The organism is Snodgrassella sp. CS2 (assembly GCF_050310315.1).
GTDB lineage: Bacteria > Pseudomonadota > Gammaproteobacteria > Burkholderiales > Neisseriaceae > Snodgrassella > Snodgrassella alvi_E.
The window spans coordinates 34,726-61,629 of the sequence record NZ_JBNPBA010000001.1 but is presented as its reverse complement, the minus strand read 5'-3'; the positions used below and the strand labels follow the sequence as shown (position 1 = coordinate 61,629).

The 26,904-nt window shown below is 43.6% G+C and carries 19 protein-coding genes; 10 read left to right on the top strand and 9 right to left on the bottom strand.

The annotated features are described in order from the left end of the window. Positions 1 to 3 precede the first annotated feature (3 nt). From ACQP6D_RS00275 to ACQP6D_RS00240, 8 genes are all read right to left on the bottom strand, one after another. Positions 4 to 729 (bottom strand): glutamine amidotransferase-related protein, encoded by a 726-nt coding sequence (locus ACQP6D_RS00275; RefSeq protein WP_267403467.1) that lies wholly within the window; start codon positions 727 to 729, stop codon positions 4 to 6. Positions 730 to 878: 149 nt separating this feature from the next. Next, the gene (locus tag ACQP6D_RS00270) at positions 879 to 2,471 is read right to left on the bottom strand and encodes a bifunctional aspartate transaminase/aspartate 4-decarboxylase (RefSeq protein ID WP_100140570.1); all 1,593 of its coding nucleotides are present in this window, start codon (positions 2,469 to 2,471) and stop codon (positions 879 to 881) included. Between the two features lie 31 nt (positions 2,472 to 2,502). Next, positions 2,503 to 4,203: an aspartate-alanine antiporter gene (gene aspT, locus ACQP6D_RS00265; protein ID WP_267390417.1), complete on the bottom strand. Its 1,701-nt coding sequence runs from the start codon at positions 4,201 to 4,203 to the stop codon at positions 2,503 to 2,505. A gap of 915 nt (positions 4,204 to 5,118) precedes the next feature. Further along, on the bottom strand, positions 5,119 to 6,693 hold the full coding sequence (locus ACQP6D_RS00260; RefSeq protein ID WP_427857146.1) for a patatin-like phospholipase family protein: 1,575 nt from the start codon (positions 6,691 to 6,693) through the stop codon (positions 5,119 to 5,121). Positions 6,694 to 6,833: 140 nt separating this feature from the next. Beyond that, entirely contained in the window at positions 6,834 to 8,312 is a 1,479-nt protein-coding gene (locus ACQP6D_RS00255) for a TolC family protein (protein ID WP_427857145.1), read from the bottom strand. Between the two features lie 31 nt (positions 8,313 to 8,343). Next, positions 8,344 to 9,471, bottom strand: coding sequence for an ABC transporter permease (locus tag ACQP6D_RS00250; protein WP_427857144.1), 1,128 nt, complete (start codon positions 9,469 to 9,471; stop codon positions 8,344 to 8,346). Continuing rightward, the gene (gene rbbA, locus ACQP6D_RS00245; RefSeq protein ID WP_427857143.1) at positions 9,472 to 12,267 is read right to left on the bottom strand and encodes a ribosome-associated ATPase/putative transporter RbbA; all 2,796 of its coding nucleotides are present in this window, start codon (positions 12,265 to 12,267) and stop codon (positions 9,472 to 9,474) included. 1 nt (position 12,268) lies between these two features. Further along, positions 12,269 to 13,267 carry an HlyD family secretion protein gene (locus ACQP6D_RS00240; protein WP_427857142.1) on the bottom strand — a complete coding sequence of 333 codons (999 nt, stop codon included), beginning with the start codon at positions 13,265 to 13,267 and terminating at the stop codon, positions 12,269 to 12,271. 254 nt (positions 13,268 to 13,521) lie between these two features. On the opposite strand from ACQP6D_RS00240, the gene ACQP6D_RS00235 reads away from it, so the two are divergent. The 10 genes from ACQP6D_RS00235 (at position 13,522) to ACQP6D_RS00190 (ending at position 25,815) form a co-directional block, all read left to right on the top strand. Then, positions 13,522 to 14,379: a chorismate mutase gene (locus ACQP6D_RS00235; RefSeq protein WP_100152659.1), complete on the top strand. Its 858-nt coding sequence runs from the start codon at positions 13,522 to 13,524 to the stop codon at positions 14,377 to 14,379. A gap of 391 nt (positions 14,380 to 14,770) precedes the next feature. Next, positions 14,771 to 16,543, top strand: a complete 1,773-nt coding sequence (gene ilvB / locus ACQP6D_RS00230) for a biosynthetic-type acetolactate synthase large subunit (protein ID WP_267390426.1) — start codon at positions 14,771 to 14,773, stop codon at positions 16,541 to 16,543. Further along, a complete protein-coding gene (ilvN, locus tag ACQP6D_RS00225) occupies positions 16,540 to 17,031 on the top strand; it encodes an acetolactate synthase small subunit (RefSeq protein ID WP_100140561.1) in 492 nt (163 codons plus the stop codon). The genes ilvB and ilvN overlap by 4 nt, the downstream gene beginning before the upstream one ends. A gap of 82 nt (positions 17,032 to 17,113) precedes the next feature. Then, positions 17,114 to 18,130, top strand: coding sequence for a ketol-acid reductoisomerase (gene ilvC, locus ACQP6D_RS00220; RefSeq protein WP_367488007.1), 1,017 nt, complete (start codon positions 17,114 to 17,116; stop codon positions 18,128 to 18,130). 93 nt (positions 18,131 to 18,223) lie between these two features. Beyond that, complete coding sequence (locus tag ACQP6D_RS00215) at positions 18,224 to 19,564, top strand: MFS transporter (RefSeq protein WP_427857141.1); 1,341 nt, start codon at positions 18,224 to 18,226, stop codon at positions 19,562 to 19,564. Between the two features lie 131 nt (positions 19,565 to 19,695). Then, positions 19,696 to 20,142 (top strand): SsrA-binding protein SmpB, encoded by a 447-nt coding sequence (smpB, locus tag ACQP6D_RS00210; RefSeq protein WP_037405662.1) that lies wholly within the window; start codon positions 19,696 to 19,698, stop codon positions 20,140 to 20,142. Positions 20,143 to 20,793: 651 nt separating this feature from the next. Beyond that, positions 20,794 to 21,327 (top strand): hypothetical protein, encoded by a 534-nt coding sequence (locus ACQP6D_RS00205; RefSeq protein WP_427857140.1) that lies wholly within the window; start codon positions 20,794 to 20,796, stop codon positions 21,325 to 21,327. Positions 21,328 to 21,515: 188 nt separating this feature from the next. Beyond that, a complete protein-coding gene (gene guaA, locus ACQP6D_RS00200; protein WP_267390432.1) occupies positions 21,516 to 23,081 on the top strand; it encodes a glutamine-hydrolyzing GMP synthase in 1,566 nt (521 codons plus the stop codon). A gap of 444 nt (positions 23,082 to 23,525) precedes the next feature. Beyond that, positions 23,526 to 24,722: an MFS transporter gene (locus ACQP6D_RS00195; protein ID WP_427857139.1), complete on the top strand. Its 1,197-nt coding sequence runs from the start codon at positions 23,526 to 23,528 to the stop codon at positions 24,720 to 24,722. A gap of 124 nt (positions 24,723 to 24,846) precedes the next feature. Beyond that, positions 24,847 to 25,815 (top strand): alpha/beta hydrolase, encoded by a 969-nt coding sequence (locus tag ACQP6D_RS00190; protein WP_267390434.1) that lies wholly within the window; start codon positions 24,847 to 24,849, stop codon positions 25,813 to 25,815. 117 nt (positions 25,816 to 25,932) lie between these two features. On the opposite strand, the gene ACQP6D_RS00185 is transcribed toward ACQP6D_RS00190, so the two are convergent. Continuing rightward, the gene (locus ACQP6D_RS00185) at positions 25,933 to 26,814 is read right to left on the bottom strand and encodes a LysR family transcriptional regulator (RefSeq protein WP_267390491.1); all 882 of its coding nucleotides are present in this window, start codon (positions 26,812 to 26,814) and stop codon (positions 25,933 to 25,935) included. Positions 26,815 to 26,904 lie beyond the last annotated feature (90 nt).

The window sequence follows — 26,904 nt, the reverse complement described above, 5'->3', positions numbered from 1 at the left end:
GTGTTAATGCTTCTGTGTCTGATATCTATGCAATAATTTATCCAGAAAAACACACAGTTTCTGATTCATGGGAACGTAATCATAGTCCAAAATTTCAGATGCAGGTTGTATATACGGATACTGACCGGCATGCTGTAAATCTAGCTTTGAATGGGGAATTAATGATTCAATTGCTGCGCGGTTGAATTCAAGATGACACTGAAATCCGTATGCTATTGGCGCAAACCGGATAATCTGGCGTGGACAACCAGTACTATAAGCTAAAATCTGTGCCTGTGGGGGTAGTCCAGGCATATCTCCATGCCAGTGACCCACAGTCAATTCCTGACCAAAATGTTCTATCATCTCATCGGCTAAACCTGCCGCTGTAAGCTGAATCGGAAAGTTACCGATTTCCTTATTAGGGCTGCTTTCTACCATACCGCCCAGCGCTTGTCCGATTAATTGTGCTCCCAAACAAATTCCCAGTACTGCTTTACCATTATCAATGGCTTGGCGGATAAGGTGCTGCTCAGCGGCACTGTCAAAATAGGCACAATCCTGTATTGTAGTTAGTGGTGACTGAGGGCCACCCATGATAATGAGCATATCAAAATCATCGGCAGATGTTGGCACTTTATCTCCCTGATAAATAGCAGATAACGAAATTCTATGCCCTCTACTTTGCGCCCATTCAAGGCATACTGCCGGTTGCTCAAAATTTTCGTGCACAATAAAATGTATTCGCATTCTGTTCTCCTCCATATAAATCAGCTAAATAATTATACTAAACTATACTAATATCCTAGCTAAAACAAAAGCTGTGCATGATAAAGGCGAACATAATAGCGCCGTACTTTCTAAAGTACGGCGCTGATTTAAAGCTCAAACAAAATTAATTATTTGCTGGCTTTAAATTCTTCGTAATACTCGCAAGCCAGTTTATGCAGTGAAGCACCGATGGCTTTGTACTGGTATTCGTTCAGGTTGGCCAGAGATACACGACCAGATGGGTGACGTACCGCAAAGCCTTTACCAGGTAACAATACTACGCCGGATTCATCTGCAATTCTGAACAGCAGTTCATTTGGGTTTTTGGTTTTAACTACCCATTCAGCAAACTCGTTACCATACAACTGACGGGCAGTATCTTCCATATCCACCAGAGTATAGTAATCTACGCTGTTTTCGTTGAACTCGTGTTTGATACCCAGCTGTTTGTACATAGCGGCGCTGCGATTGCGAATCAGAGCCATCAATGCGTCTTTATACTGTTTCTTGGTATCCATCATTTCGGCCAGAGAGAACAGTACCATCTGTACCTGCTGCGGAGTAGACAGACCAGCAGTGTGGTTCAGCGCTACAGCACGGCTATCAGCTACCATACGGTCAATCAGTTTCAGTTTTTCTGGTTCCGGAGTAATAGACAAGTAACGTTCATGCAGAATTTTGCGTTCTTCTTCCGGCAGTTCTGCAATTTTCTTATCTAGTACATTTTCTTTGGCCATGGCAATTACGCCCAAACGCCAACCGGTTGCACCAAAGTATTTGGAGAAAGAGTAAACCAGAATGGTGTTGTACGGACACATGGTAAACAGAGACTCAAAGTTCTCAGCAAAAGTACCGTAAACGTCATCAGTCAAGATAATCAAATCAGGACGTTTTTTCACGATGTCCGCGATAATCTGGAGACTGCGGTCGTCCATTTTCACTGAAGGTGGGTTGGACGGATTAACCAGATAGAATGCTTTGATGGAAGGATCTTCTAGTTTACGCAGTTCGCTTTCAGGATACTGCCAGTCCAGTTTCGGATCAGCATTGATTAATACTTCTTCCAGTTCGTAATCATTCAGTTCTGGAATTTCCAGATAAGGCGTGAAAATTGGGGCACCCAGAGCAATTTTGTCACCTTTACGAATCAGACCATTCTGTTTCAGCGAGCTGAAAATATAGGCCATAGCGGCGGTACCACCTTCAGTGGCAAATAAGTCGATATCATCGTTAGCCAGTGTTTTGGCACCCATTTCTTCAAGAACGTAGGTTTTAACGATTTCTTCAGACAAACGCAGCATGCGGTCTGGTACGGGATAGTTGCAGCCCAGAATGCCTTCAGTCATTTCCAGCAAGAACTGATGCTGATTGTAGCCAAGCTGGTCACGCACGTAAGACATGGCTTTACTCAGGAAGTCCACACCAGGTTTGTGGCGGTTGCGACGAATAAAATCGTCGAAGCGAGCCATCAAATCATCTTTAAATGGCATTCCGCCGATATTCTGGTCTAAGAAAGAGAAAGAGATTTCAGACTCTTCAGTAGCAAACAGACCTAATTCAAAAAATGCATTACGAGGCAAAGTAGCCAGAAAGTTGGGGTTACCACGGCCAGCATTCAGCATCATGCGGTCGTTGCGGCTCTGTGCCAAATCAATCAAATGATTTTTCAATTCAAATGGGCTTAAATTAGCATATTTTTCAAAATCATGTTTTGAAGTCATAACATTTTCCTCAAGAAGTTAAAAGCACATATCAAACAAGAGCCACAATCAATGGACCTAACAGTGTCAGGAACACATTGGCTAATGCATATGTAACGGCAAATGGAGTAGTCGGAATGGCATTACCTGCTTTATCCAATACTTCACCAAATGCAGGATTGGCACTACGTGAACCAGCCAGCGCACCGGCAAAGATTGCAGCGTTGTCATAACGCAGCACATAGCGACCAAAGAAAATTGCAAGAATCATCGGAACTAGTGTTACCACAACACCAATCAAAAACAGGGTCAGGCCATGTTCTTTAATTGTGGTAATTGCCTGTAAACCAGACTGCAAACCTACTACAGACACAAATCCAGCCAGACCGAAATCTTTCATGAACTGGGAAGCAGCTACCGGCATATTGCCAAACGTCTGCTTGCGAGCACGTAACCAGCCGAAAAACAGACCAGACAACAGCGCACCGCCACCTGCACCAAGCGTAATCGGGATATTGCCTACACGGACAACTACCCAACCAATAATCAGGCCAAGTACCACACCCAGACCGTGATAAGCCCAGTCGGTTTTACTGTTCACTGTAATTGGCGCACCAATAATATGAACAACACGATTAATATCACTGGTAGAACCATAGATGGTCATCACATCCCCGAGTTTGAATTCGGTATCCGGTGTTACATCCAATTTTTCACCGTTGCGATGTAGGGCAATCAGATATATACCATGCTGAATTTCAAAATCGTGGTCACTGGAATGCACTTTGGAACGGATTTCAGCCATGGTTTTGTTGGCATAATCAGGGTTGCGGAAGACCACGTCTTTGGTATCCACAATCACTTCCAGACCCTGTTCAGAATCCAGCTCACGTCCAAACAACGTGCTAACAGCAGCCACTGCTTCACGGCGGCCTACGATCAGAATAATGTCGTCTTTTTTCAGCACTGTAGACGGTGTGCAATCAATTAAGTTACCGTGACGTTTGATGCGCTCAATGGTAATACCCAGATTGTCCAGCTCAATATCTTTAATGGATTTCTGAATGTCATTTTCCACTACATAGATACGACCTACCATCTGCGTAATCGCCATACCCTGATTACCTTCCAGTGCCATTGCACCTTTCAGCTGTTCAGCTTCAGCAGCTACCGCATCATCGCGAATATCACGACCCATGATTTTCGGCAGCAAGTTCATACAGATAATGATCGCGCCTAATGAACCAAAGATATAAGTCACCGCATAACCAATGGCCACATTAGCCTGTAATTGCTGCAACTGGTCAGCAGGCAGTCCCATATGTGTCAAGGCATCGGCAGCAGTACCCAAAATCGCTGACTGGGTTAAACCACCGGCAGCAAGTCCAGCAGCCAGACCTTTATCCAGGTGGAACAGGCGTGCCATAATCATCACCGTGATAAAACCAGTAATGGCAATGAACAAAGCCAAAAAGATTTCACGCAGGGTTTTTACACCTAGTGAACGGAAAAACTGAGGACCACTTTCATAACCCACAGCATAAATAAATAAAGTAAACAGCAATGCCTTAAGACCAGAATCAATGTGTACATTGAGCAAGCTTAAAAGCACTGCCACCAACAGAGAGCCAGCGACTCCGCCAAGCTGGAACTTACCGAAACGAATACTGCCCAGTAAGTAGCCCAGACTTAATGACAGAAACAGCAGAATAACCGGCGATTCCTGAATATTAGTCAAAACCCAATTCAACATATGTCTACCTTCTCCTGAAAGAACGAAGGCTAGTGTGCGCTTGTGTGCTTTTAATTTTTGTCTTAATTTCAATAGGTATGAAAATAATTGATAACTTTAGTATTTTGTTAATTTTTATTGCATAAAATTAAATCAAATAATCACATTTAACTACTATGTAATAGCAATTTCACACTTTCCAAAAAGCGAAATTAAAAGTGCACAACCACTGATTTATAAGCAAAAAGTTAAGAGATTGTTCAGATAAATTCATTCATAAATAAATATTATTATATTTTAATTATGCTTATTGAGTTTTAAATTAGAAATATTCAATAAATATGTATTACTACTCGCATTAAAATATTTCATTTCTTACTAAATATATTTAGCTAAAAAGCATAATAATTTATTAAGATATATAAATGTCATCTCAAATACAATTGATAATCTCTAACATATTGAAATGATAATAGGAATCTTAATTAACAACTCCTTTATTTTTGATTGATTCTGTAGCCAATTCACCACAAAAAAAGATTTTAAACTAAAAAAAATGCCATTAAAATTAACAAAAATTGCATATTAAAAAAATTTGGCTTAATGAATAGAAATTCATTTCAATTATATTCATAAATTTAACCAAAACCCCTTATTCGTTTTTCATACCTTCGTTTTGCCGATTTTTCTTATCAAAATCTGCTTTAATCAATGCATAAAATACAAATAAACAATTAACAAATAACATTATTTTTATAAAGCCAGATCATTCATTCTTCTTTTTCAGTGATTGCACATCAGCAAGTGCATTTATTTTTGGTGTATGGTGGCAAGATAAAACAAAAGCCTGAGAAAAATCTCAGGCTTTAATCAATAAAAATCAAATCCAGCATTTATTACATCTGCCGAACCTTATCTTTCTAAGCAAATACCTTGTTAGCGCAATATAGGTACAGCTTCAGTATTAATAAAATTGACCACACCGCTTACGTGATTCTGCACATTATCAACTGCATCGGTACCGGTTGCATCTGTAGCAGACTCTTCATCTGTGTCTGCCTGAGTAGCAGCAACATCATCTCCATATAAAGTAAATGGTTCAGGTGTCGAGGTATCAGGTTCTACCCCAATATCCTTAATCAGACGCTGATATTCTGAAGATTGAGCCAGTAATAGTTTGGCCGCCTTACGCAGATTATTAACTTCACTATGTGCTAGATAAAACGTTGTCGGAATATGAATGACTTTATCCCTCAGCGGTGATGGCGGCATATCCAACAGATTCACACTCACATAATATACCTGTGGTGTACCCTCACTGCGGCTCTCGTTCCACCAATCCACATATTTTTGAAACTGATGCTGCGTATCTTCCGAATATTTCTCAATCGGAATACTGGTTAGTGCTCGCACAACTTCAGCTGTACCTGGAACACTGGCACTACTGTCTATGGAATTTTTGCGCTGAGTTTGTGCATTGACATTAATAATAATGATTTTATGAATCTTCGCTGACTCTAGCCGGTCATATAAAGTTTTATTACTATAGAGCTCCGTGGCATCCAGCAGACTGCGCAAACCCAGATTATCGGTCAGCCCACCATCCAACAAGTGAATATATGGCCGCTTCTGGCTATCTTGGTACTGCTTCAAATTGGCACGGTATACGGCTCTAGTCTGCGCTCGGAATGAAGTCGTCCCAGTAGCATCAACATTATTACTATCAACTAAGTTATCCGGTAAATGATAGTGGCAGTTGCCTCCATTATTATTTAAAGTTACCGGAGCAAAGACGAGCGGTACTGCACTGGATGCAGCCACCGCGCGCGCAATTGGCAAATCGGTCAGATCCAAACAAAGTAAATCAAAATATTCTTGGGTAAAATCTAGACGGCTGCCCAGACTCATATCAGTAGCACTAATCACTACAAACGGCCCTTGACGCTTATTATTTAAATCAGCATAAGTTGCCCCGTGATATAAGTGCAAATCCAGCTGCTCCTGCAATAAATCTCCACGGCCAAATTCTGGTGAACCCAGCCTTGACCAGTTTGCCATCGAGAATAACTGCCCGATAAGCATTTTCTGTAAATTCAAATTGAGAAAATTCTGCTCGAATTTTGGAATGGTTTCCGATCCATGCAGCCCGAAATAAGTGGCCAGGATAGAACCACCGGAAATCCCATATACTACATCTACCGTATCCAATAGGCTTTTAGGCCGGCCATCTATTTTGACCTGTTGTTTTTTCAGAGATTCAAGCACGCCATAGCCGAAAGCAGCCGCACGAGTCCCCCCACCGGACAGCATGACAATTCCGATTACATCATCTTTCTTATCCGCTTTATTATTAAGTAGAGCGCGTTGCAAACGATAGCCGTCTGGATTCTTACTAACATCATCTATTACAGCTACAGGCTGATAACGCAGAGTAGAACAAGCTGCCAGCCCGAATAATGCCATCAACATCAGCACTTGTCGCATCAGTGATCGATTAAAACATAGCTGCATGCATGGCTCCCGAAGCAGAAAATATAGATATTAAACAAGATTCTTACAGAAATCATACGTCGCATTAGCGAGTAAACTAATAGTGCGACATCTTCAACACTTAATTTTGAATATACAGCATTTGCATTTCAGCACAATGCTCATTCCTCCTCACTGCTTTGCCAGCCTCCTCCCAGTGCCTTATATAAATTCACTAGATTACGTGCCTCTTCCAGCCTTACCTGCACTTGCTTGTCAGCAATATCCTCGGCATTCAGTCGTGCACGCAAACTGCGATCAAGCGTCATATCGCCAAAGCGAAACAACTTTTCAGCAGCATCAGCCTGACTGGTTGCCTGAGTTTGTGCCTGATGTATCAGCTTCGTCTGCTGATACAGACTAAACTGCATCTGATAGGCATTATCCACTTCAGCTAAAGCTTGAAGAATTAGATGATCATATTCAGCAATTGCAGCCTGTAGCTGAGCGTCTGCTCTTTCGATATTGTGTTTAATCCGTCCGGCAGTAAATACCGGAATCGTCATACTGGCGTCTAGTAACCCGCCTGTATTCTTTAAATATGAAGTATTACTATTTAAATGTATTTGTCCTGTCTGCCATAAAAAATTCAGGCTGAAGCGTGGCAACCTATCAGCTTTAGCACTGGCTAGACCAGCACTCATTGCTTTCACCATATTTTCCTGAGTGCGAATATCTGGTCGACGCGTAATCACGTCTAGAGGCAGTTGTCCGGCCGGTGCAGCGGGAAGTTGCTGCAAAATATCCACTGGTGCATCTGCAATGACAAAACCTTGCGGTTCCTGACCAGTTAAAACCGCTATATTGCGCTGATACACTTCAGCCTGAGCCTGATAAGTAGCAATCTGCGCCTGCATCGAAGACAGCTTGGCGGCCACTTCTCTCACATCATAAGCCGTCGCCTGCCCAGCACGGAAACGACCTTGTGTATAGCGCTGCAACTGTTTCAGCGTCGCCACACTATGTTCGCCTATTTTTGCCCGCTGCTGCATGGCTCGCATTTTCAGATAATTCTCTGCAATCTCACTGCTAAGCATCATTTGCGCACCATGCCAACGCTCAGTCGCACTTAGGCTTAGATATCGCATTTCATCAGCGTCACTGCGTTTCTGTCCAAACACATCAGGTTCCCAACTGGCGGTAAAACCTGCCTGCACAGTATTGCCATGCAAACGAGTGCGATTGGCACCCAGAGGAGAGCCTGCTGCCTGCAAATAATCACGAGTATTGCCAATCAAAGGCAAATTCAGATCTTTCAGAGTATTGTCACCATTATATCGATGCAGGCCGCCACTACTTTCTACTCCAGCTTGTGGGCGCAAATTCGCTTCAGCCATGGCTGCAGTGGCTCGCGCCGCAAGCATATTGTCTTTCATGCTAGCCAGATTACGATTGTTTTTCCAACCGATTTCAATCAGGTCGTTTAATACCGGATCAGGCCAGCTCTGCCACCAGCAGCTGATATCTGCTGTTCCCCGTGCTGCAGCATTCTGCTCAAACTGTTGAGGAATACTCACTGTAGACCTCACCTTTATATCGGTACGGCTACAGCCTGCCAGCAAACCCAAAGCGAGTACTACCGCAAACCACGTTTTATTCATTTCCATTTGTCCTGAATGTACGACATCTGCATTAAGAATGCTGCGCCAGCATGCCGCGAAAACGTGACAGTGCCAAAGCCAGAAACAGCACGCCCATAATGGACATCATCATAATTTTCGGCCATACGGTCATCAGCCCAGCATTGCGAAACAACACATCCTGACTAAACTGGGTAAATTGTGTTTCAGGCGACAACCACGTTATATACTGAAAAAAAGCCGGCATACTTTCCAAAGGCGATTCCGAACCAGAAAGCAACCGCATCACCACATATATCGGTAAACACAGCAAGCCAAATTGCGGCATTGTCGGCGCCAGCGTGGCAAACCAAATACCCAGCGAAGCCACCGAAAATAGATAAATAAACATACCCAGACTAAACAACGACACCGAGCCGTTAATCGGAATATGCAGCCACCCCTCAATCACCAGCCACAGCGACAACAGTGAAGCCACCGAAATCACAGCACCATTAGCAAAAATCTTCGCCATCACAATTTCACTGGGACGTACCGGCATCACCAATAACTGCTCAATCGTGCCGTGTTCGCGCTCACGAATAACCGCTGCCCCTACCAGAATAATTGCCAACAAAGTTAAGTTCGATACCACATTCATTGTTGCAATAAACCACGCCGATTCGCCATTGGGATTAAATTGGACATTCATCACTGGCGTGACCGGTGAAAAAGTAGCGGCCGACTGTTGCCGTAAAAAAGAACGCGTTTGCGCATCAATAATCTGACTCAAATAATTAAAGCCAATACCAGCCTGAGTTACCGACGTTGCATCAGCCAGAACCTGAATACTAGGCGATCTGCCAGCCACCACATCACGCTCAAAATTAGCCGGAATATCGAGAACAAAAACATAGTCGCCTTTATCCATTGCCGCATCAATATCTTCGCGTCTTACTTCTACCGGAGGCTTAAAATAAGGTTCCAGCAGCGCATCCCTAATCCGGTACGATAACACACTGTGATCTACATCCATCACCGCTACAGAAGCATGGCGCACCTCAGTAGAAATACTGGTAGCAACTGTATAAATAGCCACGGACAGCACCACCACCATCAGCGCAATCAGCACCACATCGCTTAGCAGACTTTTCAGCTCCTTAACACTCAGTACCCAGACATTTTTAAACCATTGCAGCATCTACACCTCCTGCTTTTTCAACAAGCAGCCGGCTAAAAACACATACGCCAGACAAAATGCCAGCAAAACAAGATAGTAGTTAATAAAATCCAGAAAACCCAATCCTTTAGTAAAACCACCAAGACTAATTAGCTGATACCAAGCCGTGGGGAAACTCCAGCCCAGCCAGTAATTAATACCGGTGAGCGTAGACAACGGATAGAGCAAGCCAGAGAAATTCAGCGCCGGAATCAGCGACAGAATGGCCGAACCAAAAATTGCCGCCACCTGAGACTTCACAAAGCTAGAAATAAGCAAACCAAAAGCTGTGGCTGCACAAATCAGTGCCAGCGCTCCAACACTCATGGCTAGAAAACTGCCACGTACTGGTACACTAAGCACCACTACTGCCAGCCACACTAGAATCAAATAGCTAATAAAAGAAACCACAACATAGGGAATCTGCTTGCCAATCAGAAACTGCCTTACCGAAGCCGGCGAAGTGTATAAATTGGTAATCGAACCAATTTCTCGCTCCCGCACTACACCCAGCGCCGTCATCATCACTGGTATTAGCATCATCGCCATCATAATCATACCGGGTGTAATTGCAAAAATGCTTTTAAAATCCTGATTATAGACATAACGAGGCGCAATCTGTGCTGCCGGTTTAAGCGAAATAGGTAATCCCGTCTGTGCCCATTCCGCCGCTGCATAGCGTTCCAGGATCATGAGAATAAAGCTTTTAATGTTTTCTGCCATAAAGGGCATCGTGCCATCAACATAAAAACCAACTTCCGGCTTATCTCCGCGCAGTAAGTCACGGCCAAAATGTGGCGGTATATCAATAACCAGACGCGCCTTAGATACCTTCAACGTTTCATCAATTTCATTTGCACTGTGCAGCGTGCCGGTAAAAGTAAAATAACGCGAACCCCGGAAATATTCGACTAAAGCACGGCTTTCCACCGTCTGGTCACGGTCCATTACCGCAAATTTCACATGTTCCACATCAAAGGATACAGACCACGCCGCCATCATCATCAGCACCACCGGTCCAAACAAGGCAAAAAATAGACGAATTTTGTCTCGCATCAGCTCTTTGCCTTCACGTACTGCAAACGTCCATACCGTCCGAAACCAGTAAGAAACACTGTCCGCATTCATAGCCTTCCCTGCCACAGCTGGCGCCATTGCAGTTTGCTGCTGTTTCTTCTGTTCTGAATCTACCTGTGGCACGCTATTGTCTGTTTTGTCTACCGCTTCCTGTAAATAATCAATAAAAGCAGTTTCCAGATCATCTGTTTGTTTATTGGCGCACAACTCCTGTGGTGTACCAATTGCCAGCACCCGCCCCTGATGCATAAACGATATGCGGTCACAGCGTTGCGCTTCATTCATAAAGTGGGTAGATACAAAAATTGTGGTACGATTCTGGCGTGATAAATCCAGCAGATGATGCCAGAACATATCTCTGGCCACAGGATCCACACCAGAGGTAGGCTCATCCAGTATCAGAACTTGTGGATGATGCAAACAGGCAGCAGCCAGTTGCAAACGTTGACGAATGCCTAAAGGCAATTCACTCGGTTGCGTATCAGCAAATTCCTGTAAATCAAATTGCTGCAACGATTCCTGTATTGCCGATTCAATTTGATTTGTATCCATTTCATACAGCTTGGCAGAGAGCACCAGATTTTGCCGCACCGTCAATTCTTCATACAAAGAAAACGACTGCGACATATAACCAATCTTCATGCGCGTCGTCATATCATTAGCATCAACAGTTTTACCCAGCAGCTTAGCACTACCAGAACTGGCATCCAGCAAGCCGGTAAGCATTTTCATCGTAGTTGATTTGCCGCAGCCATTAGAGCCCAAAAAACCGAAAATTTCGCCCCGTTCAATAGTAAAACTTACATTATTAACTGCTACAAAATCGCCAAATCGCTTAGTTAATTCCTTAGCCTCAATTGCCGGAGGTGAATTTTTGTCTGGTACAAACGGCGTCAGCTCTAAACTGCCACCTTTATTTTGCTTTGCCTCAGGCAACATTTTCACATACGCCTGTTCCAGCGTATCCGTATGCGTATCCTCCAGCACCTGCTGCGTAGGAGCATTAACAATCAGACGACCATCGTCCATAGCCAGCAGATATTCAAAGCGTTTGGCCTCGTCAAAATAGGCGGTAGCGACAATTACAGTCATATCCGGGTTTTCCACCCGTAATTCATCAATTAGTTGCCAAAACTGCCGCCGCGACAACGGGTCCACACCAGTAGTCGGCTCATCCAGAATCAGCAGTTCCGGATTATGTACCAACGCACAACACAGACTCAGCTTTTGCTTCATCCCGCCGGAAAGCTTACCAGCTGGTCGTTCGGCAAACGGAGCCAATCTGGTTGCCTGCAACAAACGAGCAATCCGCTGCTTACGCTCCTCACCACGCAAACCAAATAGCCGCGCATGAAAATCCACATTTTCATTCACTGATAAAGTTGGATACAGATTTTGTCCCAGCCCCTGTGGCATAAAGGCAATCCGGTGACTTAGCAATTGGCGGCTGTGTTTCAACGCCATACTTTCACCAAAAACCAGCACATCACCTTGCTGGATAATCTTTACACCAGCTATCAAAGACAGCAAAGTAGATTTACCTACCCCGTCTGGTCCAATCAGTCCCACCGTTGCGCAGCGGCGGATTTGCAAAGATACATCGCGCAATGCCACCGTCTGCCGATACTGATGTGACACATGGCGTAAATCAACTGCCCAATCTTCCTCTGTACCAGCCTGCTCTCTGGCAGTTTTATCCATTTCAGGCACCCTTGGCTGCTGGTTTTAAATTAGGTAATTTAACCTGCCACTGCTGCGGCCAAACTTTATTGTTATCAAAACGGATATAGCCATTACCCGTTAATCCGCCCTTGAGCAAACCGCGGTACCGCAACGCCACCTGTGCCGGAATTTTCAGTTTTACCTTATACATCAGCTTCTGCCGCTCATTCAGCGTTTCCACAAATTTCGGCGTAAACTGCGCATTAGAATCAATAAAATCCACTTTAGCTGGCCATACTGCATCCATTCCATCCAGCACAATCCTTGCCTCATCACCGAGCTTGAGCTTGCCAATCGTATCCGTAGGCAAATATACCGACAAAGTTACATCAGTCGGGTCAAGCAAAGAAACAACCTTATTCCCCTCACCCAGCACATTGCCCGCTTCAGCAATCCGGTACTCCACTCGTCCTGCTTTGGGTGCCCGAATCAACATATCGTTATTAGCAGAAAATGTCGCATCAATCTGTGCCTGTGCCTGATTCACTGCCGCAAGCGCCTCAGCACGTGCTGCCTGCGCCGATTTTACCTTGGCAATTGCCGCATCTCGTTCCGCCAGACGTCGGCGTAATTCAGGAGCAGACACCAATTCATCCGATTTAAGCTGGCGCGCATTGTCCAGATCCATCTGCGCTACTTTATGAGCTTGTTGCTGGGCAGCAATTTCCGCATCAGCCTTAGATACATTTTCCAGCGCACGTTGCTTATCTGCGCGCGCGGCCGCCAGCTTACTACTGGTCTGATCAGAAGACAGTTCAGCCAAAACCTGATTTTTGACTACCACATCCCCCTCATCCACCTTCATTTCAATTACTCTTCCAGAATAAAGTGTCGCAACATCCAGCCGTTTTAGCTCCATGCGTCCGTTTCCGCCTGCAAAACCATCCGGTAAAGACACATGACTGCGTATATTTATCCAAACCGCCACACCCACCAGAACCAATACCACCAACACAAACAACAGCCTTCTTGTTTTCATTTATCTGTCCCTGAATGAACTGTTTTTTATTGGCCTCACATCATGAAACCCACCAGAATTTCATCACGCAAGTTAACATATAAAATATACACACTTTTCATTAATAACAATAGTTTACTATCACTGTTGTAGTGTTACCATAACATGTTTCTGGCACAGAATCGTCCACATAGACAGTGTTCGCACCAGCCAGCTACTTGCCAGCCTGCTTTTTTTTACTGACAATCAAAGCACCCTTCATAAGGACAACCAACATGATTATAGTAATGCAGCGTCAGGCTACCGAAACACAGATTAACAGCGTCATCAGCTACATCCGTGAGCGCGGATTGCACGAGCATATTTCGCGCGGAGAAGAGCGCACTATTATTGGCGCAGTTGGCGACGAAAGAGTGTTTGAACCACGCGAACTGGAAGCACTAGCCGGAGTAGAAAAAGCCATGCGCGTACTTCAGGATTGGCGCATCATCAGCCGCGAGACCAAAGCCGAAGACACCGTCATTACCGTACGCGGACAGCAGCTTGGCGGCAACCATCATCAATTGGTAGCCAGCGTAACCAACTCACAATTGCCAGAAAACATCAACATATTCATCGATCCCTTTTTTCAAGCGGCCTCACCCTACACCCCACCATCGCAACCGCGAACCAATATGCAGCAACAGATAGCCAGTGCCCATCAAGCGGGTAAATCAGTATGGCTACGCATCAGAGACGTGCGCCAGCTCGAACCAGCCTTACAAGCAGAGGCCGACATCATTTACCTTGGCGGCGAACTTATGTCTAACCGTACCCTACTCAACGAAGTAGGCTGCCTAAATATCCCTGTCGTATTGTGTAAAGACAAACATCATCAAGTCGATGACTGGCTTATAGCTGCTGAACACATCGCTTTAAAAGGTAACCACCACCTTATGCTTGGAGAAGCAGGCACCCTCAGCCTTGAGCGCAATGCCCCTTACCGCCTTGACGTAGAAGCCATTGTTAAAGCCAGAAAAATTACCCATCTACCCATCGTTGCCAACATTTCACATCTTGCCCATGCCTACATGGACTCCACCACACTCATGCAGATAGCACAGGCGGCAGGAGCCCACATTATCATTTATTAACTGGACAATAAGTCTAAAATTAAAAATTTTACAAAAACAAATAATTTATTTAAATTTGGACAAATTAATTCATAAAATGCATAAAATTTGTCCAAATAAAGCATAAAAATGCACAAAACTAAAAAATTGAAGCATAAAATAAAATTTTAACCTAAAAATAGGAGTAAACTTCACAAAAATAGCACTTGCTTAACATCAACACCTGCTTTATCGTAAACACTCATTTAGCTAACCCAAACCTGCTCATCCGACTACCGGACGCAGAACCAACAGTTCATCACAATAAGTGCGTTCGCGTACCCCAAATCGCTGTTCGCATTTATTAAATCTTACCGGATTGCAGATGCATTGGTTACGTGTCAGTCGGACAGCCAGAACATAAGAGGTTGATATGCAACTTTCAGGTGCACAAATACTCGTGCAGAGTCTCAAAGCCGAGAATGTAGAATATGTTTTCGGATATCCCGGCGGAGCAGTTCTCGAAATATACGACGCCATCTTTCAATTAAAAAAATTTCGCCATATCCTTGTCAGACACGAACAGGCTGCCGTACATGCAGCTGATGCCTACTCACGTGCCAGCAACGGTGAAAAAATAGGCGTCGCACTGGTTACTTCCGGCCCAGGAGCCACCAATGCCATCACCGGTATCGCCACCGCCAATTCCGACTCTGTTCCACTCGTGGTCATTTCCGGTCAGGTAGGCACACCTGCCATTGGTTCCGATGCTTTTCAGGAAGTAGACACCATCGGCATCTCCCGCCCCTGTGTCAAACATAACTTTTTAGTTACCCATATTGGCGAATTAGCTGAAACCATTAAAAAAGCCTTTCAGATTGCCCGCACAGGCCGCCCAGGCGTAGTCGTGATTGATGTCCCCAAAGATGTAACACAGGCAATGGCCAAATTCAGCTATCCACAAGAAGACATCAACATCCGCTCCTATCAGCCTGTAACCCATGGGCACACCGGCCAGATTAAAAAAGCTGCACAAGTACTGGCCGCAGCCAAACGCCCAATAGTACTGTTCGGCGGCGGCGTGGTTTTAGGCAATGCCAGCAACGTACTCACTGATTTCATTCAGTCTACCGGTACCCCCTGTGTTGCCACCTTGATGGGGCTGGGTGCATTTCCCAGTACCAACCGCCAGTTTCTCGGTATGGTAGGTATGCATGGCAGCTATGAAGGCAATTTAGCATTACAAAACGCCGATGTTGTACTAGCCGTTGGGGCACGCTTTGACGACCGCGTTATCTCCGTACCGGACAAATTCACCGATGATGGCAAAAAAATTATCCACATCGATATCGACCCCTCCAGTATCGCCAAACGCGTAAAAGTAGATGTACCGATTGTTGGCGATGTTAAAAACGTATTAGCAGATTTGCTTGCCCTGTGGCAAAAACAAAATCTGGCATTCAGCAATAACGCTCTGGAAAAATGGTGGAAATCCATTGAAAACTGGCGCAGTCACAACAGCCTGTGGTTTGAAAACGCAGATGAATACATCAAACCACAACAAGTCATCCAGACACTAGCCAAAATCACAGGTAACAACGCCCTCATCACCTCCGACGTTGGCCAGCATCAGATGTTTACTGCACAGTACTATCCGTTTCAACGTCCCCGTCAATGGCTCAATTCAGGCGGACTAGGTACCATGGGTGTAGGACTGCCTTATGCCATGGGTGCCAAACTGGCGCGGCCGGAAGAAGATGTATTCTGCATTACTGGTGAAGGTTCCATACAAATGAATATTCAAGAACTTTCCACCTGCTACCAATACCGTCTGCCCATTAAGGTCATCAACCTCAACAATGGCTTTCTCGGCATGGTGCGCCAGTGGCAGGAGCTCTACTACGAAAACCGTTACTCCGAAACCTACATGGATTCACTGCCAGATTTTGTCAAACTGGCGGAAGCGTACGGACACGTCGGAATTCGGGTTGAAAAACCTGCGGATATAGAAGGTGCACTGAAAGAAGCTATTGCTCTGAAAGACCGTCTAGTATTTATGGACTTCATTACCGACCGCACCCAAAATGTCTACCCAATGGTGGGTAACGGCAAAGGTCTGGATGAGATGGTGCTGCCACCACATATGGATAAAATCAAAGCTACAGCTGCCAACGAGCGCGAGCAGAATAGCCGGAGCGCATCATGAGACACATCTTATCTATTCTGATGGAAAATCAATCTGGTGCGATGAGCCGTATAGTCGGCCTATTTTCAGCCCGTGCCTACAACATCGATTCCTTATCTGTTTCCCCCACAGAAGATAGAACCTTATCACGCATGACCATCGTTACCAGTGGCAGCGACAATGTCATGGAGCAAATAACCAAACAGCTCAACAAACTGATTGAGGTTATCAAAGTAATCGATTTAAACGACAGCCAGTATGTCGAACGTGAACTCATGCTGGTCAAACTACGTGCCACCGGCAAAGACCGCGATGAAATCCTGCGCCTAGCTGATATTTTCCGCGGCCACATCATCGACGTGACCGACAAAACCTATACTGTAGAAATCACCGGTACCAGCAACAAGCTCGATGCCTTTCTAGACACTGTAGGCAAAACACTGATTCTAGAAACCGTCCGTACCGGAGCTGCCGGCATTGGCCGCGGTGAACGCATGCTACGCATTTAAGCACAAACCCAAACACCTTCGGCCGCATCAGGCCGAAACATGAACATAACCAAGACACAAAGTTTTAACAAAAGGAATAACAATGCAAGTTTATTACGATAAAGACGCCGATCTTTCATTAATCAAAGGCAAAAGCGTAGCCATTATCGGCTATGGCTCACAAGGACATGCACACGCAGCCAACCTAAAAGATTCAGGCGTTAATGTAATCGTCGGCTTACGCAAAAACGGCAACTCTTGGCACAAAGCAGTTAATGCCGGCCATGATGTACGCGAAGTAGCCGAAGCTACTAAAGCCGCTGATGTAGTCATGATACTTACCCCTGATGAATTTCAGCCTGCCGTATACATCAACGAAATTGCCCCCAACCTCAAAGACAACGCTACCGTAGCCTTTGCCCACGGTTTCAACATTCATTACAACCAAATCATTCCAGCTAAAAATTTGGATGTGGTGATGATTGCTCCTAAAGGCCCAGGCCATACCGTACGCAGCGAATTCCTCAAAGGCGGCGGCGTACCTAGCTTGATTGCCGTACATCAGGATGCCACTGGCCGTGCCCGTGACATTGCATTGTCTTATGCTGCTGCCAACGGCGGCACCAAAGGCGGCGTAATTCAAACCACATTCAAAGAAGAAACCGAAACCGACCTCTTTGGCGAACAAGCCGTATTGTGCGGCGGTTTGGTTGAATTAATCAAAACCGGTTTTGAAACGCTGGTAGAAGCCGGCTACGCTCCAGAAATGGCCTACTTCGAATGTCTGCATGAAATGAAACTGATTGTAGACCTTATCTACGAAGGCGGAATTGCCAATATGAATTATTCCATTTCCAACAACGCAGAATACGGCGAATACTTTACCGGCCCACAAGTAGTTAATCAGCACTCCCGCCAAGCCATGCGTGAAGCATTAAAACGCATTCAGAATGGCGACTATGCTAAATCATTCATCGTCGAAGGTGCTACCAACTATCCTTCCATGACAGCCCGCCGCCGCCAAAATGCCGAGCACCCGATTGAAATTATTGGTACCCAATTACGCAGCATGATGCCATGGATTGCCAAAAACAAACTGGTTGATCAGGACAAAAACTAATCAGCCGCAGCAGTCTGCTTGATTTAAAGCAAAAGCTTGTGTATGCATTTTCCATATACAAGCTTTTTTTAACCCTTTCAACCAAAAATAAATATGACCAATACCCCCGCATCGCAGTCAGCTACTGCAACCGCAAAAACACAAAACTCGCCTACCAAAGTCGCTATCGCCAGCCTTGTAGGCACCGCCGTTGAGTTTTACGACTTCTATATCTACGGTCTGGCCGCCGCCTTGGTACTGGGTGACCTGTTTTTTCCAATTCAAGACAAAGCCCTCACAACTATGGCGTCCTTTCTGACTTTCGGCATCGCCTTTATTGCCCGCCCGATTGGTGCCGCATTATTTGGCCATTTTGGCGACAAAGTCGGACGTAAAACCACCCTTATCGCATCCCTACTTATCATGGGTATCAGTACCACCCTAATTGGTATTCTCCCCACATACCAGCAAGCTGGCTTTATCGCCCCATTATGCTTATGCGTCCTGCGCTTCTGTCAGGGCATCGGACTTGGCGGTGAATGGGGCGGTGCCGCCTTATTGGCTACAGAAAATGCACCTAAAGGCAAACGCGCCTTATTTGCCATGTTCCCGCAAATAGGGCCTCCTATCGGCTTTATTACAGCCAGCCTGATATTCATACTACTGTCCAAGCATCTAACCAACGATCAAATGATGGCATGGGGCTGGCGCATTCCATTTCTACTAAGCATCGTATTGGTTGGTCTCGGCATGTATGTCCGCATGTCTATTATTGAAAGCCAAGCATTCCGCAACATGGTTGCCAAACAAAATCACGTCAAAGTGCCGCTGAATGATACCGTTCGCAAACATTACAAACAGCTCATTCTTGGTTCTCTGGCTGCCATGTCGTGCTTCACCCTATTCTTCCTGACCACCGTATTTTCACTACAATACGCCACCACCACACACCCATGGCAAAGTACGTCTTTATTTAACAAAATCGAATACCTATCCATCCTCATGGGAGCAATCGTATTCATGGCCATAGGGTCACCCATCTCTGCATGGCTGTCAGACAGAATCGGCCGTCGTCCTGTATTTTTGATAGGAGGCATCATCACCATCATAATCGGCCTCTTCTATGGCGATTTAATCAACAACAACAGCACCATAGTAGCAGCTGTATTCTTGTCTTTTTCCCTCTTTATCATGGGAATATTATGGACACCTCTGGCCGCGTTTCTGCCAGAAATTTTTCCAACCAACGTACGTTATACCGGAGCGGCCATCTCCTTTAGTTTCGGCGGCATACTGGGTGGGTCACTCACTCCTTTTCTCGCCGCATCACTTGTCAAAGAATACGGTTTACAAGGTAGCGTCTACATTGGCTGGTTTCTCATAGCCGCCTGCCTACTCAGCATCATTGCCGTACTATTACTGCCTGAAACCCATAGGCAAGAAATAGAAAACTGATACAAATAAAAAACCGATTGATTCAATCGGTTTTTTAATGCCACATTCACACTGCCCCAGCGTCAGTCAGTCTTCAAAAGCATCACTTTCTGCTAAAATACCCACGAAAACACAGCATAGCAGAAATCATCATGAGCATAATCAATAACAAAAAAGCCTTTCACGATTACTTTATCGAAGAGCAAATTGAAGCCGGTATCGTCCTCGAAGGCTGGGAAGTCAAAGCCATCCGTGCCGGCCGCGTGCAAATCAAAGAAAGCTATATTCAATGGAAAAAAGGTGCATTCTATCTGGTCGGCAGCCACATCACCGCATTACCCACAGCGTCCAATCACGTTAAACCTGATCCAGTACGGCAGCGTAAACTACTGCTTAAACAATCAGAAATCAACAAATTGATTGGTAAAGTAGAACGCAGCGGCTATACCCTTGTTCCCGTAAACATGCATTACAGCCATGGCTATGTCAAAATCGATATGGGTTTAGCCAAAGGTAAAAAACAGCACGACAAACGCCAGAGTAGCAAAGAAAAAGACTGGAACCGCGAAAAACAGCGGCTCATGAAACAGGCTCGCTGATTTATGTATAAAATAAAATCTTTACAAGGGAAATTGAATCAACACAATTTCCCTTTTTCATAAATTTCCGCATAAAAAAGCCAAAATAAATTTCTTTTAATTGATTTGAATTTCGTAATAATTCCCAGCGGTCTAACATAACCTAATTTATAAAATATCTTTCTCATAAGATACTGTTAACCCATGTTAAAATAAAAAATATATTGGAAAATCAAAATACCTCAATCCAATCTATTTAATATATATTTTAAGCGATGAAGCGAGAAATTATGAAAATGTTATTGGTAAAATAAAGCTAATACATCAATCCACACATAAATAATTTCCTTTATCAGAATATCAACTGTGGCCATCTATCAGCTTTTTTCAGGTAATAAAAAGCAGTCCTCAGGAAATCAAATAAAACAACGTAGGCAACCACCAACGCTGAGCACTTCTGAATAATCTCACGAGTTAAAATAACGTTGAAAGCTTCACATACCTCTTCTCTTGAAACAGCAGTACATATTGGCAACGCTCTTTTCATAACCAGCTTAAAACTAAAAAACGTGCACGTGTCACTGATATAATAAACATCATTGGAAAAAAATTCTGGATTTTTTTTATCGATTAACAATACCTTTCACCGCATAAACAACTTCAGGTACAAGCATGAATGATCAGCAAGCAATTTTAAAAGTAATGAAGGAATGGCGCTGCAATTCCAAAGCTTATGCCAGAATTTATCTGTTTGCCTGCTCCGTATGTGCATTTATATCACTGGTGTGCGGGCTGGATGTATTAACCAGACACAATGAAACGGGCAGTTTATTGTTTTTTACATCAGCACTCATATGTACCTTTTTTCTCTTCAGACGATATAAAAACAAACGGCACAACATTAAACAAGTTCGCTTCACCACTAAGGCAGTTTACATAGAAAAACTAAAATTAGATATCAGCTACCTTAAATCAGTTGAATACATCAGAACACTTAAAAACAGCGATAACTCAATCATCTCTATCGAATTCTGCATGACATTTTTTCCTAATACGCTAGTTAAAGATAACGTACATTTTTATATGGAATTCGGAAAAATATTATTAGGTACCAGCGAGAAATACGACTACCAGAGACGATTCATCAATGTACTGAAGGTACTTGCAAAAGACAGACGAGAACAATTGAAAAAACAGCAAAATTAGATTCAAACAGCAAAACATCCTTACCTGAAACGCATCAGCATTAAAATAAACATATTAATCAATCTTATCAGGAAATATTGCATATTTTCAAAACATGCCTCCTCCCCATGTCAGGCAGAAGCAGAAATAAAAACCGAAAAGTGTTAAAATAACGCGCTTTATACCCAAACACCCGTCAAGAGCCTAGCATGAATCAGGATAAAATCTTAATTCTCGATTTTGGTTCACAAGTAACCCAGCTCATCGCCCGGCGCGTACGTGAAGCTCATGTTTATTGTGAATTACATTCATTTGATATGCCCATTGCCGATATCAAGGCATTTGCCCCTAAAGGCATTATCCTGTCCGGTGGCCCCAATTCAGTCTACGAATCAGACTATCAGGCCAATCCGGAAATTCTGAATCTCGGCATTCCCATTCTCGGCATTTGCTACGGCATGCAATGGCTGGCGCATACCATGGGCGGAGAAGTGAGCGGTGGCGACCAGCGCGAATTCGGCTATGCTCAGGTGCACACAGAAGACAGCCAATTCACCAATGGCATTTTTGACAACCAGCCCAACACACTGGATGTGTGGATGAGCCATGGTGACAAAGTCAGCAAACTGCCGGTAGGCTTTAAAAGCATTGGCCACACCCCGAGCTGCCCCTATGCCATTATTGAAAACCCGCAAAAACACTTTTACGGCGTACAGTTTCACCCAGAAGTAACCCACACCAAACAAGGGCGTGAATTAATCAATCGCTTTGTACTGGATATTTGTCAGGCCAAACCAAGCTGGACAATGCCAAACTACATTGAAGAAGCAGTCAGCAAGATTCGTGAACAAGTAAGTACCGATGAAGTCATTCTGGGGCTTTCTGGTGGGGTTGATTCATCTGTAGCCGCAGCACTGATTCACCGCGCCATCGGAGACCAGCTAACCTGCGTATTTGTAGATCATGGCTTACTGCGCTATAAAGAAGCTCAGATGGTCATGGATATGTTTGGAAAAAATCTTGGCGTAAACGTTATTCACGTAGACGCTTCTGCCGATTTTCTATCCAAATTATCAGGTGAAACCGACCCAGAACGCAAACGTAAAATCATCGGTGCCGAATTTGTCGAAGTCTTCCAGCGCGAAGCCGGCAAACGTCAGAATGCCAAATGGCTGGCTCAAGGCACGATTTATCCAGATGTAATTGAAAGTGCCGGAGCCAAAACAAAAAAAGCACATGCCATTAAAAGCCATCACAACGTGGGTGGACTACCTGAAACCCTCAACCTGCAACTACTCGAGCCACTGCGAGACCTTTTCAAAGACGAAGTACGTGAATTGGGCGTAGCTTTAGGTTTACCACGCGACATGGTATACCGTCATCCCTTCCCTGGTCCTGGCTTAGGCGTGCGAATATTGGGAGAAGTAAAACGTGAATATGCCGATTTACTGCGCCGTGCCGACCATATCTTCATCGAAGAATTACGCAACACCTGTGATGAAGACGGCGTATCATGGTACGACAAAACCAGCCAAGCCTTTGCCGTATTCCTGCCAGTAAAATCCGTAGGCGTCATGGGCGATGGCCGCACCTATGAATACGTAGTTGCACTACGAGCTGTGATTACCAGCGATTTTATGACCGCCCACTGGGCACATTTGCCCTACGATTTACTGGGTCGCGTATCCAATCGCATCATCAACGAAGTGCGCGGCATCAACCGCGTAGTTTATGATGTGAGCGGTAAACCACCTGCTACTATCGAATGGGAATAATCACAAATTACAATTAATTTAACTCAAAAGCCTTGTTCTACAAGGCTTTTATTTTTAATTAAAATAGTAAACTGGAATAAAACAAAACCTATAATAAAAAACTAATCTACATACACAAACTACAGAATAAAATATTATTTTATAGATTTCACTACTGTAGCTAGCTTTTCTATATAAATCACTTACCAAACACAGTTAAGCTCACTCCATTCAAAAATACCATTATCTATGCCTAAAAAGCATGAATCACCATAAAGTATAAGTATTTTACATATAAATTTAAGATACCTATACTTTCTCAAATCATAAAAAACCAATGATTGATAAAAAAAATTTTTAAAACAAAGTTATACCAATAAGTTTAAAACTGCTATAGATATTAATTATGCAAATGAAATACATACCTATCTACAACAATTAGCAACGAAAAGGAGAATTAAAATAATGCAGTCACCAATCAATTTATCACCATTAAAAGCCCAATGGTCTGCCGTATTTTCTCTATTTCTAGGCGTCACCAGTCTTATAAGTGCAGAATTCATTCCCATAAGCCTACTCACCCCTATAGCAAAATCCCTACATATTACTGAAGGCATGGCCGGACAAACCGTCACCGCAGCAGGTATTTTTGCCGTATTGTCCAGTTTGTTTCTATCTAGCATTACCGGAAATATAAATAGACGCAAAGTATTACTAATGCTTTCTCTAATGCTAATCATAGCCAATATATTGATTGCCTTTGCACCAAACTACATCCTATTATTAATTGGACGTAGCATACTAGGACTATGTGTTGGCAGTTTCTGGTCTCTATCTTCCGCTGTAACCATGCAGCTGGTTCCTAAACAGAATGTTTCACGTGCTCTTAGCGTCGTTTATGCCGGTGTATCTGTAGCAACCATCATTTCCCTGCCATTGGCCAGTTATCTGGGCAATCTAATCGGTTGGAGAAGTATTTTTCTGTATTCAGCACTTTTAGCTGCGATTGCATTTATTTGGCAGTTCTTCTCATTGCCACAGTTAGCTCCCCAAACTGATAGCAACTTTAAAAATATGATATTGCTGCTGAAACAGCCATGGGTAACCACCGGCATGCTAGCCACCATATTTAGTTATGGTGGATATCACATTTTCTTTACATATCTAAGACCTTTTCTACAGCATACTCTTTCTCTGCCTGCCAATACCTTATCAATGTTATTACTACTATTTGCTATAGGAAACTTTATTGGGACAATGATTGCAGGCTGGATAATGCATAACTATTTTAAATCGGCCATGATAATCAGCCACATAATATTTTTTATCCTGGCCATCAGTTTATTTACCAGCAGCAATAATCCGGCAACCGATTCAGCATTAGTCGTTGCTTGGGGATTTATGTTTGGTTTTCTACCTGTTGGCTGGTCCACCTGGATAGCCATCACACTGGCCAATAAATCCGAAATGATGGGCGGCCTCTCAGTTGCAGCTATTCAGTTTGCCATCGGTTTAGCCGCCGCAATCGGTGGAAGTATTTATGACCATCATGGTATCAATGGCATATTTTTGATATCGGCATCGATATTCATCGTGGCATTGTTTCTTATTCAGACCAGTTTGACATTATTAACGCATACCACCACAAAACAACTACCCTAATTCTATTCACCTGCAAAGATATACACTCATGAGAAACGTTTATTTATATTTTAGAAAAAATTTTCTACCTTTACTGAATCTAATATTTTTCTCAATATTATCTTCACTATCTAATGGAGCTGATATGTACAATCAGACAGATAATTTCTATCAAAGTAATCTTGTAACAAGGCAACCAGTAAATTTTCTTAATCAGTACCAAATGAAAGTTGCCGGAAATCTGTTTATTCCCAAAAGTATTATTACCAATCAAAAATACCCCGCAATAATTGTCGGTCACCCAATGGGTGCAGTCAAAGAACAAAGTGCTAATTTATATGCCACTAAAATGGCCGAACAAGGCTTTATTACGCTTTCTATCGATTTATCATTCTGGGGTGAAAGTGATGGACATCCTCGCAATGCCGTATTACCTGATATGTACAGCGAAGATTTCAGTGCCGCAGTAGATTTCTTAGGCACTCAGCCATTTGTAGATCGCAATAAAATAGGCGTCATCGGCATATGTGGCAGCGGTAGCTTTGCCATCAGCGCCGCTAAAATTGATCCTCGCCTCAAAGCCATTGCCACTGTCAGCATGTACGACATGGGTGCAGCAACCCGCAACGGTTTGCACCATACACTTACCCTGCAAAAACGAAAACAAATCATCCAGCAAGCTGCAGAACAACGCTACATTGAATTTACTGGCGGAAAAATCGAGTATACCGGAGGCACCATTAATAAAGGAAAAATCACTGCTTCTGACAGCCCAATAGCTCATGAATTTTATGATTTTTACCGTACTGCTCGTGGTGAGTTTACACCATCCGGTTCACAACCAGATTTAACTACCCACCCCACCCTAAGCAGCAACCCCAAATTCATGAATTTTTACCCCTTTAATGACATAGAAACCATCTCACCACGTCCATTATTGTTCATTACAGGAGATAAAGCCCATTCTAAAGAATTCAGCGAAGATGCATACCGCCGCGCAGCCGAACCCAAAGAGCTGTATTACGTAAAAAATGCCGGCCATGTAGATTTATACGACCGTGTTAACCTTATCCCCTTCGCCAAACTAACCTCATTTTTCAAAACCAACCTTTAATCAGGCAAAGTAAAAACAGCTAATACAAAATAGTTTGAATATATTTATTTTGCCTGCATCTTTTATTTAAACTACAGATGTAGGCAAAGACTGACAATAAAAGCCATATAACAGAGCTTAAATAGAAAAAACTTCCTTCAAACGCTGTAAAAACAGCATAGAAACTTTTGAAAACAATTGAAATCTTTTCCAAACTATGTTGACATCCACTTCCAATAGCGGATGCAGCGGCCGAAAACAGAAAACACTGTCTCCACTAGTATTAATCAATTTATCCAAACACAAAGCATAGCCCACATTCTGCTCAACCAACAGCGCCGCATTAAAAATCAAGTTATAAGTTGCAACCACATTAAGCTGGTCATAATCTTTTTTTATCCAACTAGCTATACTGTTACTCATATACTTTTGGCGCGACATAATTAGAGGCAGTCCCCATAAATCTTGCGGTTGAATAAAATCGCGTTCAGCTAATGCATTATTTTTACGCATCAGCACACCCCATCTGTCTTTCTGCGGCAAACAGATCGAATCATATTTATCCACACGCGCTGGATCAATTAATACACCAAAATCAAGTAACCCTTTATCTAACCGCTCAGTTACATCATTGGCATTACCACTGAAAATATGAAAGCGAATACGAGGATAATCTTTCTGCATCATCTTGATTACCCCTACAACCGGTCTTAACGCATCCGTTTCACCACAGCCAATATAAATATCTCCGTGCAGACTTTTATCTAAATGATGAAACTCAGACTCCGTTTTGTGTACCAGCTCCAGTATCTGCTCAGCACGTTGACGCAAGTGTATGCCTTCTTCCGTCAGCGTAATTCGTCGGCGGCCACGTATAAACAAAGTACATCCTAATTCTTCTTCCAGCTCAATAAGCTGGCGCGACAGCGTAGGCTGAGTAAGATGCAGGTAATCAGCTGCGGCTGTTATACTTTCTTCTCTAGTCAATGCCAGAAAATAACGCAATACTTTAAGATCCACCAAGCAACTCTCCTTTATCCTTCCAGTGCACAGACTAGCATCTTCTAACTAAGCAAAAATTTTATTATCATCCTAAAACCAGATTACTAT